Source organism: Pedobacter ghigonis (genome assembly GCF_903166585.1).
GTDB lineage: Bacteria > Bacteroidota > Bacteroidia > Sphingobacteriales > Sphingobacteriaceae > Pedobacter > Pedobacter ghigonis.
Genome location: NZ_CAESCM010000009.1, coordinates 182,397 through 198,445 on the forward strand (window position 1 = coordinate 182,397; position 16,049 = coordinate 198,445).

General features: G+C 37.3%; 12 protein-coding genes. 9 read left to right on the top strand and 3 right to left on the bottom strand.

Translation table 11 applies throughout. From position 1 onward, the window contains the following. The first annotated feature begins 9 nt into the window (after window positions 1–9). From ybeY to HWV58_RS14440, 4 genes are all read left to right on the top strand, one after another. Entirely contained in the window at window positions 10–447 is a 438-nt protein-coding gene (gene ybeY, locus HWV58_RS14425; RefSeq protein ID WP_175634776.1) for an rRNA maturation RNase YbeY, read from the top strand. 543 nt (window positions 448–990) lie between these two features. After that, window positions 991–2,853, top strand: coding sequence for an ABC-F family ATP-binding cassette domain-containing protein (locus HWV58_RS14430; protein WP_175634777.1), 1,863 nt, complete (start codon window positions 991–993; stop codon window positions 2,851–2,853). 143 nt (window positions 2,854–2,996) lie between these two features. After that, on the top strand, window positions 2,997–4,859 hold the full coding sequence (gene mnmG, locus HWV58_RS14435) for a tRNA uridine-5-carboxymethylaminomethyl(34) synthesis enzyme MnmG (RefSeq protein ID WP_175634778.1): 1,863 nt from the start codon (window positions 2,997–2,999) through the stop codon (window positions 4,857–4,859). 121 nt (window positions 4,860–4,980) lie between these two features. Next, complete coding sequence (locus HWV58_RS14440) at window positions 4,981–6,627, top strand: Ig-like domain-containing protein (RefSeq protein WP_175634779.1); 1,647 nt, start codon at window positions 4,981–4,983, stop codon at window positions 6,625–6,627. A gap of 111 nt (window positions 6,628–6,738) precedes the next feature. Here HWV58_RS14440 and HWV58_RS14445 read toward each other — a convergent pair whose 3' ends face one another. Together HWV58_RS14445 and nadB are read right to left on the bottom strand one after the other, a co-directional pair. Beyond that, window positions 6,739–7,251, bottom strand: coding sequence for a gamma carbonic anhydrase family protein (locus HWV58_RS14445; RefSeq protein ID WP_175634780.1), 513 nt, complete (start codon window positions 7,249–7,251; stop codon window positions 6,739–6,741). A gap of 116 nt (window positions 7,252–7,367) precedes the next feature. Continuing rightward, window positions 7,368–8,954 carry an L-aspartate oxidase gene (gene nadB, locus HWV58_RS14450; RefSeq protein WP_175634781.1) on the bottom strand — a complete coding sequence of 529 codons (1,587 nt, stop codon included), beginning with the start codon at window positions 8,952–8,954 and terminating at the stop codon, window positions 7,368–7,370. 450 nt (window positions 8,955–9,404) lie between these two features. Between nadB and nadA the strand changes: the two genes are divergently transcribed. From nadA to HWV58_RS14470, 4 genes are all read left to right on the top strand, one after another. After that, on the top strand, window positions 9,405–10,403 hold the full coding sequence (nadA, locus tag HWV58_RS14455; RefSeq protein WP_175634782.1) for a quinolinate synthase NadA: 999 nt from the start codon (window positions 9,405–9,407) through the stop codon (window positions 10,401–10,403). A 52-nt stretch (window positions 10,404–10,455) separates the two neighbouring features. Further along, on the top strand, window positions 10,456–11,694 hold the full coding sequence (locus HWV58_RS14460) for a dicarboxylate/amino acid:cation symporter (protein WP_175634783.1): 1,239 nt from the start codon (window positions 10,456–10,458) through the stop codon (window positions 11,692–11,694). Window positions 11,695–11,806: 112 nt separating this feature from the next. Continuing rightward, complete coding sequence (gene thiL / locus HWV58_RS14465; RefSeq protein ID WP_175634784.1) at window positions 11,807–12,844, top strand: thiamine-phosphate kinase; 1,038 nt, start codon at window positions 11,807–11,809, stop codon at window positions 12,842–12,844. Next, window positions 12,845–13,306 (top strand): hypothetical protein, encoded by a 462-nt coding sequence (locus tag HWV58_RS14470; RefSeq protein WP_175634785.1) that lies wholly within the window; start codon window positions 12,845–12,847, stop codon window positions 13,304–13,306. Between the two features lie 267 nt (window positions 13,307–13,573). Here HWV58_RS14470 and rmuC read toward each other — a convergent pair whose 3' ends face one another. Then, a complete protein-coding gene (gene rmuC / locus HWV58_RS14475; RefSeq protein ID WP_175634786.1) occupies window positions 13,574–14,947 on the bottom strand; it encodes a DNA recombination protein RmuC in 1,374 nt (457 codons plus the stop codon). 189 nt (window positions 14,948–15,136) lie between these two features. On the opposite strand from rmuC, the gene purU reads away from it, so the two are divergent. After that, a complete protein-coding gene (gene purU / locus HWV58_RS14480) occupies window positions 15,137–15,976 on the top strand; it encodes a formyltetrahydrofolate deformylase (RefSeq protein ID WP_175634787.1) in 840 nt (279 codons plus the stop codon). Window positions 15,977–16,049 lie beyond the last annotated feature (73 nt).

The window sequence follows — 16,049 nt, forward strand, 5'->3', positions numbered from 1 at the left end:
ACACACCACATGCCTGCAATATCGTTTTTTACAGAATCAGTAACTTATAACCTCCCGCAAAAACTTAAAATGAAGAAATGGCTTAAAGCCAGTATCGAAAAAGAAGGTTTTAAATTGGGTGAGCTTAATTTTATTTTCTGTAGTGATGAATATTTGCTGGGCATTAACCAGCAATATCTTAACCACGATACCTACACGGACATTATCACTTTCGATAATTCTGACAAAGAAAAATTAATTGTTAGTGATATTTTCATCAGTATCGAACGTGTTAAAGAGAATGCACTTACTTTCAAAACCAATGAATTTGATGAGGTTTGCCGCATCATGATACACGGAACCTTGCATTTATTGGGCTATAAAGACAAAGGAAAGACAGCTAAGGCCCTTATGACCCAAAAAGAGGATGAACATTTAAGTTACAGAGCCGAGTCAGGCCTTATCTAGGGCGTCATTCTGAGTGAAACAAAGAATCACATAAAGTTTTTCTCATTAAACCTCGCAAAAGAGATATTTCTTTTGTTCTGCCTATTCCATTATCCTAATTACTTTAGAACACTCTCCTGCTTGGCTGGCGTTCGTCTAAAAGTTACGACCGTTCGTCGATAATTAGTCTTTACTGGTATAATACATCCAATCTCCCTGCAACTTTTTATCTGTTCGGCAGTCTTATCTATAGAAATGGCAATAACTGGTTTACCCTTATGAATGCCATCAGAAAAGATTATAATTGATATGCCGGGGCATTTGCGATATATCATGCAAGATAAAGTTTAGTTTTAGTTAATGATTGAAGCAGCGGTGGAGCGATTCCTACCGCTGTTTTCTTTTTATAAGCTTCAAAAGACTATCCTGCCGACACATAAATCCATCAATCTTCTGCCATTTTTAACTGATACAGAATAGCTTTGAAACATGAATATGCCGTTGCAAGTAATTTATACTTACCTTTGCACTAATTTTCTTTTATAAATCCGAAATACAAAAAAATTGAGCACACTAATTGCGGCAGAAGGCTTAGGACATGGTTATCATGACGAGTGGTTATTTAAAAATTTAACCCTGGGTATTAACTCCGGACAGCGCGTAGCGTTGGTTGGTATTAATGGCGCAGGTAAGAGTACATTATTGAAATTACTTGCCGAAAGGTTTCCTCCGCTTGAAGGTAAAATTGTAAAAAATAAAGCTGTAAAAATTGGCTTCTTAGATCAGGAACCCCAGTTTACCGAAGGTTTTTCTATTAGCGATCATATATTTTCTTTGGAAAATAAGCAGCAACAGCTCATTAAAGAGTATGAAGAGTTAATTGAAAACCCGAACCCAGACGAAAAAACACTTAACCGTTTATACGAAGAGTTGAGTGAGCATAATGCCTGGGAATATGAGCATGAGATAAAAACCATTCTGAACCGGATGGGCATTACCCATCTTCAACAAAAAATTGCTACCCTATCGGGAGGACAAAAGAAACGTTTGGCTTTGGCTAAACTTTTAATTGAAGACCCTGAGATTTTAGTACTCGATGAGCCAACGAACCATTTGGATATTGATACCATTGAGTGGTTAGAAAAACTTTTAACTACCGCACAGAAAACCATTCTTTTGGTAACGCACGACAGGTACTTTTTAGATAATGTTTGTAATACCATTGTTGAGTTAGACCGTGGAAAAATTTTCAACTACAGCGGAAACTATGCTTACTTCTTAGAAAAGAAAGCTGAAAGAGAAGCCTTAGATGCAACGGTTTTACATAAGAACCAACAGCTATTAAAGAAAGAATTGGAGTGGATGAGGCGCATGCCACAGGCTCGTGCGACGAAATCTCAGGCCAGGATCGATGCTTTTTATGATTTAGAAGAAAAAACAAAGAAAAAGACTGACAATCAGAATGTTACCCTAAAAATGAAGATGTCGCGCCAGGGAGGCAAGATTATTGAACTGGAGCACATTAAACAAAGTTTTGACGGACGCCCTATTATCAATGATTTTAGCTACACCTTTAAAAAAGGTGATCGCATTGGTTTAGCAGGTAAGAATGGAACAGGAAAATCGACACTTTTAAATATTATCACCAGCAACTTAAAGCCAGAAGGCGGTAAAGTTGATACAGGGGAAACAACAGTATTCGGATATTATAAACAAGGCGGTTTAACTTTCGATCCGAAAGAACGTGTAATTGATATCGTAAAATCAGATGCCGAATATATTAAAATGGCTGACGGTTCAGTGATCACTGCTTCTGCCCTGCTTACCCTTTTTCTCTTCCCCCCAAAGAAACAACATGGAATGGTTGAGAAGTTAAGCGGTGGTGAAAAGAAACGTTTGAACCTGATGAAGGTATTAATGCAAAATCCAAACTTCCTGATTTTGGATGAGCCAACAAACGATCTGGATATCGACACCTTAAATGTATTGGAAGAATTCCTGGAAAACTTCCCCGGCATATTGATGTTGGTTTCTCACGACAGGTACCTGCTCGATAAGATGAGCGACCAGCTATTCATTATGGAAGGCGAAGGAGTAGTTAAAATCTACAATGGTAATTATTCAGAGTACCGCTTAAGTTTAGAACAACCCAAAGCTAAAGTAGAAACTAAAAAAGCACCAGCTTCGGTTATAGAACAAGCACCAGTTAAAGCTGCAAAAAAATTAAGTTTCAAGGAGCAGAAAGAATTAGAAGAAAGCGAAAAAGGAATGGAAGAAATGGAAAGTAGAATAGCCAAACTAAGCCAAACCTTAAACAGTATCGATGCTACCGACTATATTAAAATACAGGAAGTATCAGCAGAGATTGAAAACCTACAAGCTAAGCTTGATGATTACACCATGCGTTGGTTGGAGCTTTCAGAATAAAAGAAGTAATTCAAACCAGTTTTCCACGTTATGTTTCACGTGGAACATTAATATTAGGGAGAACAAAAACAAAATATCTCCTTCCCTTTTAAAGTAAAAAACAGAATTGTTTCACGTGGAACAATTAATAAAATACAAATAAAATGTTTTCAAAATACGATTTGATTGTTGTTGGTGCAGGTCATGCCGGATGCGAAGCTGCCGCTGCTGCTGCCAACTTAGGATCATCTGTTTTATTAATAACAATGAACATGGGCACCATTGCCCAAATGAGTTGTAACCCTGCCATGGGTGGTGTTGCCAAAGGACAGATTGTTCGTGAGGTAGATGCTATGGGTGGTTATTCAGGTATTATATCTGATAAATCAACCATACAATTTAGAATGCTTAATAAATCTAAAGGTCCGGCTATGTGGAGCCCCAGAGCCCAGATAGATAGAATGCGCTTTGCAGAAGAGTGGCGTTTAGCTTTAGAAAAAACAAAAAACCTGGATATCTGGCAAGATAGCGTTGTTGGTTTACTTGTAAAAGATAACACCGTATACGGCGTTAAAACATCCTTAGGTATTGAAATAGAAAGTACCGCAGTGGTATTAACCAATGGTACATTCTTAAACGGAATTATCCATATTGGTGAAAAGAAATTTGGAGGCGGCAGAACCGCTGAGAAATCTTCAACCGGAATTACCGAACAATTGGTAGAATTGGGCATGGAAGCAGGCCGTATGAAAACCGGTACCCCACCACGTGTTGATGGTAGAAGCTTAGACTATACTAAAATGGAAGAGCAGTGGGGAGATGAAAATCCAGGCAAGTTTTCTTACACCGATACTGAAGTTTCAAGCGACCAACGCTGCTGCTGGATTACCTATACCAATAGCGATGTACACGAAACTTTAAAAGAAGGTTTCGAAAAATCTCCTATGTTTACTGGTCGGATTAAAGGTTTAGGCCCGAGGTATTGTCCATCAATTGAAGATAAAATTAACAGATTTGCAGAGCGTGACAGACACCAGATTTTTGTTGAACCTGAAGGATGGAACACCTGCGAAATTTATGTAAATGGATTTTCAACCTCACTTCCGGAAGATGTACAATTTAAAGCATTAAGATTAATTCCAGGTTTTGAGCAGGCCAAAATGTTCAGACCTGGTTATGCCATCGAATACGATTTCTTCCCACCTACTCAATTATCTTTAACCTTAGAAACTAAATTGATCAGCAATTTATTTTTAGCCGGACAGATAAATGGAACTACCGGATATGAAGAAGCAGCTTGTCAAGGTTTCATGGCTGGTATAAATGCACATCAAAAAATTACCGATAAACACGAACTGATTATGAAAAGATCAGAAAGTTATATTGGTGTTTTAATAGATGACCTGGTTACAAAAGGAACTGAAGAACCATATCGTATGTTTACCTCAAGGGCAGAACATCGTTTGTTATTGAGACAAGACAATGCTGATATTCGCCTGTCTCCTATCGGCCATGAGCTTGGTTTAATTTCAGATGAGCGTTTAGCTAAGGTAAATGAAAAAGTAGCCAATGCCGAAGCGTTGGTAAAATTCACCAGAAGTCAGGGAATTGAAATGGCAGATGCAAATCCGATGCTTGAAAGTTTAGGATCGAGTGCACTTAACCAAAATGTAAAAATTCACAGTTTGGTTGGAAGACCACATGTTGGCTTACAAGATATCATTCAGGTAAGTAAGCCATTGGCCGAAGCTACAAAAACACTGGATAATGAAACCATCGAACAAGCCGAAATTAAAATTAAATACGAAAGCTATTTTGAAAAGGAAAATGAGATTGTAGCCAAAATGCTAAAAATGGAAGACAAAGAAATTAAGCCAGATTTCGACTACAATAAAATTGTTTCCATTTCAAAAGAAGCGCGCGAAAAATTATTTAAAATAAAACCACGAACTTTAGGTCAGGCTTCGAGGATTTCAGGGGTTTCTCCATCAGATATCTCAGTTTTAATGGTTTATATCAATAAGTAATTGATAATCAGTAATTTAACTAAAATAAAATTGACTTTAAATAAAGCTATATAAGCGATAAAAAACTTTTTTTAATGTCACAGCTCCAAAAAGTATAAAAATCCGTCAGAACGATTAAAATATGCCAAATTTAAAAGAACAGTATTTTAACCTTAAAAATTTAGCGGTTATATCCACCTTGCTCCTAATTTTTAGTTGTGCAAGTATACAAACACCTCAGGGTGGACCAAAAGATACTACGCCGCCAAAAGTTTTAAGTATGACTCCAAAAAATCAGACGAGAAATTTTAATGCTAAAAAAATCGTCATCGAGTTCGACGAATATTTTAACCTGAAAGATGAATTCAAAGAATTTTCAATTTCTCCCGATCAGGAAAAAGCACCCGAACTGAAAAAGCGCGGAAAAAGGTTAGAAATTAATCTTCAGGATTCTTTAGAAAAAAATACGACCTATACTTTAAATTTTGGAAAATCGGTAGCCGATGTAAATGAAGGAAACGTGGTTAAAAATTTATCATATGTTTTTTCTACGGGCCCTGAAATCGATTCGCTTTCAGTAAGTGGTAAAGTAATTAATTCACTTAGCGACGAACCTGAAAAAGATGTAACGGTTTTTATTCTCCCGATCGAACGCGATACCCTTTTTGGAAAGAAACGTCCGTCTATTTATACCACTACCGATAGTGCGGGAACCTATAAATTAAATAACCTCCGCAAAGGTACTTATAAGGTTTATGCACTTAAAGAAAACAGTGGTGGCGGCGATAAAATATACCAGCAAATTTCGGATGAAGTTGGTTTTGTAAAAGAACCCATTGTAATTGATAAAAATCTGGAAAATATAGATTTACAGATATTTAAAGAATTAGCCCCCGAATTTCGCGTTTTAGAGCGAAAACTCAATAATGATGGTAGCATACTCATCACCTTCAATCAGCAGCTTAAAAGCCCTAAAATAACGGTTACAGAGCCAGCTGCACTCGATGCAGGTAAGAAAGTTTTTTTCAATAAAACTAACGATACAACTAAAATATGGCTCAATGATATGAGTTTCGATTCGGTGAAAGTGGCCATTAACGATCAAGGGAAATTATTACAAACCTTAAATTTTACGAAAGGCAAGAAAGATACCTACACACGTGATGTAACGATTAGCGATAACCTCTCAGGTGGTAAACTGAACCCATACCAGCAACTTACCCTTACCTTTCCATTTCCGGTAACAGGAGCCGATCCAATTAAAATAATCTTACTCGAAGACTCTGTAAAACGGAATAATTTTGAAGTAATTAAAGACAGTGTAGACTTTCTTAAATACTACATTAAATACCCCTGGAAGATTAAAAAGACTTACGACTTAAAATTAGGAGCAGGTGCATTTACAGCCATCTTTAATGCTAAAAATAAAGAAATAAACAAGCGCTTTAGTCTTGAAAGTGCAGATGCTTATACCACACTAGTGCTTAACGTTACTGTGCCCGATACCAGTAAACGTTACGTTGTTCAATTTCTAAACGAGAAAAAAGATATTATCAAATCATTTCCAGTAGGTAAGAATGAGAAAATTATCTTTTCTAAATACCCTGCCGGCAAATACATGATCAGGGTAATTTACGATGACAATAAGAATGGAATCTGGGACACCGGGAACGTAAAAGAAGGTTTTCAGCCCGAAAAAGTATGGTATTTAAAGGCATTAATGGATTTAAAACCCAATTGGGAGCGTGAAGATCCTTTGGTGATACCTGCACCACCTAAAGGGCCTTAAAAGTATATTCTCATCACAGAAGAACCCGTCATTTCGACCGTAGCGGAGAAATCTATTAACTAAACTAATAGATTTCTATACTCCGTTGCACTCCGCTCGAAATGACGTATATCAGGAGTTAAACCAACCCGAATACATGATATAATTATCTGGTAACTTATTTAATAAAGCCCTTTGCTCTTCGGTAATGGGCTTTATTTTTTTTGCAGGTGTACCGGCATATAAATGTCCGTTCTCGCATATTGTATTCTCCAGTACAACAGCACCAGCAGCAATGATACAATACTCCTCAATTACAGCATGGTCCATTACAATTGCACCCATGCCTATTAAAACGTGATCCTGTACGGTACAACCATGTACAATAGCATTATGCCCTACCGAAACGCGGTTTCCGATATGTGTAGATGCTTTTAAATAAGTAGCATGAATTACAGCTCCATCCTGGATGTTGGTTTCGTTACCAATTGTAATCGCATTTACATCGCCTCTAATCACGGCATTAAACCAAACAGAACATTTATCGCCGATTGCTACATCGCCAACTATAGTGGCGTTTTCTGCAATAAAATTATCTGCTCCAATTTGCGGGTATTTATCTTTTACTGGTAATATTAAAGGCATTGTAGTATGTTTGTTAATTTCGATTTTTACATTACCTTAAATAAGTTTAAGGCAATTAAAATGATAATGGTTAATAAAATAAGAGATGCTGAAACGAGTTCAGCATGACGAATAAATTAAAAAATAGTGTCTGTTAATTCCTTCGCATGTTCAGGATAATCTGTTGTAAAATGCAAGCCCCTGCTTTCTTTACGTTGCATAGCCGATTTTATAACCAGGTAAGCAGTTTGAATTACATTTCGCAACTCACACAACTTAACCGATACCTTATTCTTTTTGTAAAATTCTTCAGTTTCCTGGTAAATTAAAAATAAGCGACGGTGTGCCCTTTCCAAACGGAAGTCGGAACGCACAATACCCACATAATCACCCATTACTTTTTGCAATTCCCTTAAGTTGTGCGTAACCAAAACATCTTCATTGCTTTGCGTTACACCTTTCGAATCCCATTCAGGTATATTCTCCGGTATTACATTATTTTTAAAGTTCTCTATTGCATCCTGATAAATGCGGTGAGCAAACACAGTAGCTTCAAGTAAAGAATTGGAAGCCAATCGGTTAGCTCCATGCAAACCAGTTGAAGAACATTCGCCGCAGGCATATAAATTTTTAATAGACGAACGGCCATATTCATCAACCAATATACCACCACACATATAATGCGAAGCTGGTGTAACCGGGATATAATCTTTAGTCATATCTATACCTATAGACAAGCACTTGGCATAGATATTAGGAAAATGCTTCAAAATATCAGCCTTCTTTCGCATGGTAATATCCAGGTAAACAAAGTCATCGCCCGATTTCTTCATTTCATTATCAACCGCCCTGGCTACAATATCGCGCGGTGCAAGCGATTTACGCTCGTCGTACTCGTGCATAAACTCTTCACCGTTCTTACGTCTTAAAACACCACCAAAACCGCGTACAGCCTCCGAAATTAAGAAAGAAGGATACTCGCCAGGATGGTATAAAGCCGTTGGATGGAACTGAATAAATTCCATATTCCTCACTTTTCCTTTTGCACGGTACACCATCGCCATGCCATCTCCTGTTGCAATAACCGGATTTGTAGTGGCCGAATATACGTGGCCTGCACCACCCGAAGCCATTACAGTCACATTTGCCACAATCTTTTCCACATCGTTAAGCTCTGTGTTAAAGGCATATACACCATAACAGTTAATATCTTCAGTACGTTTATCCACAAACTCACCCAGGTGATGCTGGGTAATTAACTCCAGTGCGAAGTAATGTGTTAATATCTCTATGTTCGGATTGGCATGAATTTCCTTCAATAATACACGCTCAATCTCATAACCTGTAATGTCTTTATAGTGCAAAACACGGTGCTCTGAGTGCCCTCCCTCCTTCGCTAAATCATAAAAACCAGAGTTATCTTTATCGAAGTTTATACCATAATCTATAATCTCCTGAATTCGCTGAGGCCCCTCTTTTACAACGATTTCCACAATTTTTTGATCGCATAATCCATCACCGGCAATCAGTGTATCGTCTATATGTTTTTCAAAAGAATCATCTTTATCCACAACAACAGCTACACCGCCTTGCGCGTATTTTGTGTTCGATTCGTCTTCATTTGATTTGGTGACGATTAAAACCTTACCAAATTTTGCAGCCTTAAGCGCAAAACTCAAACCCGCTATACCAGAGCCAATTACCAGAAAATCTACTTTTCTCATTAATAAAAACATTTACTTTATCCACGGTGTTAATAACTATTGAATAAGTGTTAACTCTGTGTCTAAATAATCCTAACAAATAAATTTGAATGTTTAAAGCTACTCTAAAAACACAATTTGCCACAATCTTTTGCGCAATTTTTAACCAGCTTTCTACAAGTAATTAACTTTTTCCCCACTTATAAACAATTAACATTCCAGTATTGATAAAAATTGAAGCGATTTTCGATAAGCCTGAAAATCAAACCTATGATATTAGATAAATGTAATCTAAATGTTAGTAAACGATTAATAACTTATCTTAAAGAAAGAATTTTCTGAACTTGCCAACATTATTAACACACTAATAAACAAACAAGAATTATTTATTTAAAAATACTTATTAATTATTGAGACGTGGAAAGCTTTATCTTTGACCAACGTCAAAATTCAAAAAAGGAAAATTTAATAATGAACATAGATGTCTTAGAAGAAATCAATAAAAAAGGTTTCGCAGAAGAAGAAATTGATCCGACGCTCGATCTTTTTGCCGAGATTGAGCGATTAAAAAAGGAGAAGAATGCAATTATACTCGCACATTACTATCAAGAACCTGATATTCAGGATATTGCCGACTATATTGGCGATAGTTTAGGTTTATCGCAAGAAGCTGCGAAAACGGATGCTGATGTAATTGTATTTGCCGGCGTGCATTTTATGGCCGAAACTGCCAAGATTTTATCGCCTGGAAAAAAGGTTTTATTACCCGATGTAAAGGCAGGTTGCTCGTTAGCAGACAGTTGCCCGCCTCACCTGTTTAAGAAATTTAAGGAAAAATATTCCGATCACCTGGTAATCACTTATGTAAACTGTACGGCCGAATTAAAAGCTTTAAGTGATATCGTATGTACGAGTACCAATGCGGTGCAAATTGTGCAGAGTTTGCCTAAAGACCAGAAAATAATTTTTGGCCCCGACAGGAATTTAGGTGCTTATGTGGCTAAAAAGACAGGAAGGGATCTGGTATTGTGGAATGGTGCCTGTATGGTACACGAAATTTTCTCGCAGGAAAAAATTACAAAACTGAAAGAACGCCATCCGAATGCTAAATTTATTGCACACCCAGAATGTGAGGAAGTGATTTTAAAAATGGCTGATTATGTAGGGTCTACTACTGGTTTGTTAAAATATACAATTAGCAACCCGGCTACTGAATTTATTGTAGCTACAGAAAGTGGCATTATTCACCAGATGGAAAAGGCAAATCCGTCAAAAACCTTTATTCCGGCCCCGCCAAATAACAGTTGTGCCTGTAACGATTGCCCTTATATGAAAAGAAATACGCTGGAAAAACTATATTTATGTATTAAAAATGGTTATCCGGAAGTTACTGTACCTGAGCATATTATTGATCAGGCCCGTAAACCGATTCAGAGAATGCTGGATATTTCAGCAGAGCTGGGTTTATAATACTTCACAAACCTATCAGGTTTTTAAAACCTGATAAGTTTATTTAAGCTATATGGAAAAGAACAACATCCTTAAAAATTATGCGGGTTTATTGTGGCTTTTGGCTGGTATTACAGTTGGGAGCATAGTCGGTTTAATTTTTGGGAAAAGTGTTGAAAGTATAAAACCACTGGGCGATATATTTTTAAACCTGTTGTTTACGGCTGTAATTCCATTGGTATTTTTTGCGGTTTCATCGGCAATTGCCAATATAGACCGCTCAAAAAAATTGGGAAAGCTATTAACCATTATGGTTTTGGTTTTTCTGGCAACGGTTTTAATTTCGGCAGTTTTAACGTTGGTGACCAGCTGGGTGTTTCCTATTCACCAACAACTGGCGGCCAGTAATTTACCCGAAGAAACTACTAAAATTCAGTCAGTTGGCGAGCAAATGACTCAGCTTTTTACGGTTAGCGAATTTTATGAAATTGGCAGTCGTAAAAATATGCTGGCGCTGATTATTTTTTCGGTTTTGGTTGGTTTTTCAACGCTATATGCTGAAGAATCGGGCGAGGGATTTAAAAAGTTTTTGGTATCGGGAAATGAGGTAATGAAAAAACTGATTATCCTGATCATGAAACTGGGGCCTATTGGTTTGGGTGCTTATTTTGCCTACCAGGTTGGTGTTTTCGGACCGCAACTTTTTGGAACTTATGCAAAAGCGCTGGGTTTATATTATGGGGTTGGCGCATTTTATTTTATTGTCTTTTTTACCCTTTATGCTTTTATTGCAGGTGGATTTAAAGCCATAAAAATATTTTGGAAAAACAATATTGTGCCCTCTTTAACTGCGATTGGTACCTGCAGCAGCATTGCTACCATACCGGCTAATTTGGATGGAACTACCAAAATGGGCGTTCCGGCATATATTACCAATGTAACCATTCCACTGGGGTCTACACTGCACAAAGATGGATCGAGTATTAGTTCGATCATTAAAATTGTAGTTGTTTTTGCCATTTTTGGAAAAGATCTGGCCCATGTTGATACCATTATTCTGGCTTTAGGCATTACAGTTTTGGTCAGTATTGTTGAAGGTGGCATACCAAATGGCGGTTATATTGGCGAGTTATTGATGATTTCGGCTTACCAGCTCCCACCAGAGGCTTTGCCTCCAGCCATGATTATTGGCACATTGGTCGATCCGATGGCAACATTATTGAATGCAACTGGCGATAATGTGGCAGCCATGTTAATTGCCAGGTTTACAGAAGGAAAGAATTGGATGGAAAATAAAAAATTGTCATCGTGATGAAGGATGTATAGGTGATGAATGTTGTAAGTTATAAAAAGAGATGCTGAAACAAATCCGATAGCTATCGGATCAGCATGACGATAAAAAATATTGAAGAAAGAACAAATATATGTTTGAAAATAAAGAACGTACAGATATTAATGAATTGGGAGAGTTTGGTTTAATCAAACACTTAACCACAAATTTTAAAATCAGAAATGACTATTCGGTAAAAGGTATTGGCGATGATGCTGCTGTTTTGGATTCCAAAGGAAAACAGACACTGGTTTCAACCGATCTTTTATTGGAAGGAATACATTTCGATCTGGCTTATGTGCCCTTAATCCACCTGGGTTACAAAGCGGTACAGGTAAACCTGAGCGATATTTATGCGATGAATGGAAAGGCCAGTCAGATTACGGTTTCTATTGGTGTTTCGAGCAAGTTTCCTTTGGAGGCTGTTGAGGAAATTTATAAGGGTATTGAACTGGCTTGTAATAAGTACAATATCGATTTAATTGGCGGCGATACTTCGTCGAGTAAACAGGGCTTGGTAATCAGTATTACCAGTATTGGCTATGCCGATGCCGATAAAGTGGTGTACAGAAACGGTGCCCAGGAAAATGATTTGCTTTGTGTTTCCGGTGATTTGGGTGGTGCCTACATGGGCCTCCAGATATTGGAGCGTGAAAAATTAATTTATCTGGAAAATCCGCAGATTCAACCTGATCTGGAAGGCAAAGATTACATCATTGAGCGTCAGTTAAAACCCGAAGCGCGCATGGATATTGTGGCACTTTTAGAAGAAATGGATATTAAACCTACCTCGATGATTGATATTTCGGATGGTTTGGCTTCTGAAATTTTGCATTTGGCAACTGAAAGCGATAAAGGCATTACGATTTACGAAGAGAAAATTCCTTTAGATCCGATGACGTACGAAACAGCGCGTGAACTGGGAATCGACCCAACTGTTTGTGCTTTAAGTGGTGGCGAAGATTACGAATTGCTATTTACCATTAGTCAGGATGATTATAAAAAACTGAAACATGATGTAGATATCACGGTGATTGGACATGTAACCGATAAAAATTCGGGTTGTAAAATGGTTTCGAAATCAAACAATGTACATGAGTTAAAAGCCCAGGGTTGGAATGCTTTTAAATAAATGATAATAATAAGCGATATTTTGAAGAGACCGGCACTTTATTTAAGTGTTGGTCTCTTTGTTTTTTCATTAACCAGACCTGCTTTAATTATTGAAACAGGAAACGGTTTAAAATCTGACGAATCATTTCTCTATTTTATAATTGGCAGTATTGCCATATTAGGCGGAGGTACTTCAGAGTTTCTGGTATGGCTTGCTAATCCTTTATATTTTATCTCTTTATTCTTATTGATTAAGAATAGAAAGGGATCAATTTATTTTATTATTATAGCAAATTTTCTAGCTATTTCATTTTTACGTTGGAAAGAAATATTGATTTCTGAAAGTGGTTCTACTGGAAAAATTATCTCATTTTCTTCGGGTTATTATTTATGGGTTGCAAGTATTGTTGTTTTGCTTTTTGTAAGTATCTGTCAGTTAAAAAAGGATCCTACATCCCCGAAAGAAGTGAGCAATCATTAAATAATGTAGTTTAAAATCCTATTTGATGTTTGCTTTTCAGCTGAAAAATTCCTGCAATGACGATTTTTTGTTAATAGAGATTAATCTTATTCAGACTGATAACCAAATAATTGCACTATATACTGAAGAACAAAAAATATAAAAAAAAATCGTCTAATAGGGTTTAAATAAAAATCACTAACTTAGTAGGTTTTTAGCTTGTGTTTTTATAAAAATTGCCAAAAAAAATCGAGGGGCTTCGCCCCTTTTGTTGCAAAACGACTAAGCTTAATCGGTAATATCTAAATATTTGGTGTCGATTTGTTTTGTTGCTTTTGCCCCCAGTTTTTTAATTTTTTCTGAAGCATTAACCAGGTTGCCCGATCCTTCAGATAGTTTGTTCAACGCCTTATCATAAGCATCCTGACTTTGCTTAACATAGCGGCCAATATTTTCCATATCGCCAATAAAACCGACAAATTTATCGTACATATTGCCACTTAAGCGGGCAATTTCCATTACATTTCGGTTTTGGCGCTCCTGTTTCCACATGCTGGCTATGGTGCGTAAAGTTGCCAGTAAAGTAGACGGACTTACAATTACTACCCGCCTGTCCCACGCAAAATTGAATAACTCTGCATCTTTTTGAACAGCAATGCTAAACGACGATTCTATTGGAACAAAAAGCAAAACGAAATCTGGCGAGTTAATTTTATACAAATCCTGGTAATTTTTAGATGATAACTCCTGTATATGATTCTTAATAGATGCCAAATGCTGTTTTACATAGCCTTCACGCTCTTCATCTGTTTCGGCTGATACAGAACGCTCATAAGCAACTAAACTCACTTTAGCGTCGACAATAAGATGTTTATCGTCGGGTAAATCGATTACCACATCTGGTTGAAAGCGGCTGCCATCTGCAGCGGTGTGAGTAGCTTGAGTACGATATTCCTGATCACGCACTAAGCCTGATCGTTCTAAAACCTTTTCTAAAATTACCTCGCCCCAGTTTCCCTGTTTTTTACTATCGCCTTTTAAAGCCTTTGTTAAGTTATTGGCATCTTCCTGTATCTGCTTGCTTTGGTCCATCAATAAAGAGATTACTCCTTTCAGCGTATTTCTTTCATCCGATTCAGCTTTGTACACTTTTTCTACCTTGTCTTCAAAAGCTTTGATGTTTTCTTTAAGCGGATTTAAGATAATATCCAGATTAGTACGGTTCTGCTCAATAAATTTAGTCGATTTTTCTTCCAGTATTTTATTTGCAATTAGCTCGAAATCCTTATTGAGTTTTTGTTGCGACTGTTCGAAACTGATCTTTTGCTCAGCCAGTTTTTCTTTTTCGGCCAGGTAAAAAGACCGGGTACTTTCCAGCTCACGGTTGGCATCGGCCAGGCGATCGCGCTCCGATTGCAGTTCATCTATCAGGCGCTGTTGCTCCTGCTTAAGCAAAATGGTAACATGTTCTTTCTCTGTAGATAAATTAGCCACCCGCTCATCGGCTTTGGCGAGGTTAATTTTTAGCGATTCGTTTTCGACCCTCATTCGTTCAAAATCTTCAACTGAAAATTGAGCAATAGGTGTTTGCGGCTTTCTAACCAGCAAAATGATCAATACAATTAAAACAACAACTAATAGCGCAACGGCAATATATTCCATAATGATAAAAAATTTAGTAAAATTCAAAAAAATAAGTGTATTTACCAAAATAATTCGCCGGATGTTTCGGTGTTGAGTGAATAACTAAATGGTCGGCACCAAAGCTTTTAGCACATTTAAAGCAAGCTATTGCATTAAAAAGTCGGAAAATGACCGGAAAAATTTTTATCATTGGTTTTCTGTATATAAATGAACGAATTAACTGTACTCATTTCCTGCCCCGACCAGGTTGGTTTAGTAACACATATTACCCGTGTATTGGCTGCGCATCAGCTTAACATTATTGCCATGCGCGAATTTGTTGACGAAGCAAACAAGGCATTCTTTACGCGCATAGCCTGTACCGGAGTGCTGGGAAATGCCGAAGTGCTGAAAGAGAAACTGCTCGAAAAGCTTCCAGAAAATGCTGAGGTTAATTTAATTACCCAACAGGAAAAACAGATTGCAGTTTTGGTAACGAAAGAATACCATTGCCTGGCCGAAATACTGATCAAAAACCAGTTTAAAACTTTGGGTGCCAATGTAAAGTGCGTAATTGGCAACTATGAATCTTTACGTGATTTTACTGAGAAACTAGGCATCCCATTCTATTATGTCGATCATAATGGAAAAGATAAAAGTGCTTTTGAAGCGGAAATAAAGGAAATCATTAATCAATTTGATGTAGATTACCTGGTGCTGGCCAAATTTATGCGCATTTTATCGGCCGGTTTTGTAAAAGATTATGCCGGTAAGATCATCAATATTCACCATTCATTTTTGCCGGCGTTTATTGGTGCCAACCCCTATCGCCAGGCTTTTGAAAGGGGAGTAAAAATTATTGGTGCAACGGCCCACTTTGTAACCGATAACCTGGATGAGGGGCCTATTATTACCCAGCATACCAACCATGTTGACCATAATTTTGGCGTAAAGGAAATGGTGCGCGCCGGAAAGGAAATTGAGAAAAAAGTATTGCTGGAGGCACTGGAATTAATTTTCGAAGACCGCGTGTTTGTAAGTGGAAATAAAACAATCGTGTTTAAGTAGGGCGTTTTTGGCGAAGCATTTGACGTATCTTTATCTCCAGGATTTTTGGGAATCGAATAATTTGTTTAAGCTT

Coding starts and splice junctions, on each gene's coding strand:
- HWV58_RS14445 (WP_175634780.1), bottom strand. CDS start 7,251: ATGCCTTTAATATTACCAGTAAAAGATAAATACCCGCAAATTGGAGCA.
- nadB (WP_175634781.1), bottom strand. CDS start 8,954: ATGAGAAAAGTAGATTTTCTGGTAATTGGCTCTGGTATAGCGGGTTTG.
- HWV58_RS14470 (WP_175634785.1), top strand. CDS start 12,845: ATGATAATAATAAGCGATATTTTGAAGAGACCGGCACTTTATTTAAGT.
- thiL (WP_175634784.1), top strand. CDS start 11,807: ATGTTTGAAAATAAAGAACGTACAGATATTAATGAATTGGGAGAGTTT.
- purU (WP_175634787.1), top strand. CDS start 15,137: ATGAACGAATTAACTGTACTCATTTCCTGCCCCGACCAGGTTGGTTTA.
- mnmG (WP_175634778.1), top strand. CDS start 2,997: ATGTTTTCAAAATACGATTTGATTGTTGTTGGTGCAGGTCATGCCGGA.
- nadA (WP_175634782.1), top strand. CDS start 9,405: ATGAACATAGATGTCTTAGAAGAAATCAATAAAAAAGGTTTCGCAGAA.
- HWV58_RS14440 (WP_175634779.1), top strand. CDS start 4,981: ATGCCAAATTTAAAAGAACAGTATTTTAACCTTAAAAATTTAGCGGTT.
- ybeY (WP_175634776.1), top strand. CDS start 10: ATGCCTGCAATATCGTTTTTTACAGAATCAGTAACTTATAACCTCCCG.
- HWV58_RS14460 (WP_175634783.1), top strand. CDS start 10,456: ATGGAAAAGAACAACATCCTTAAAAATTATGCGGGTTTATTGTGGCTT.
- rmuC (WP_175634786.1), bottom strand. CDS start 14,947: ATGGAATATATTGCCGTTGCGCTATTAGTTGTTGTTTTAATTGTATTG.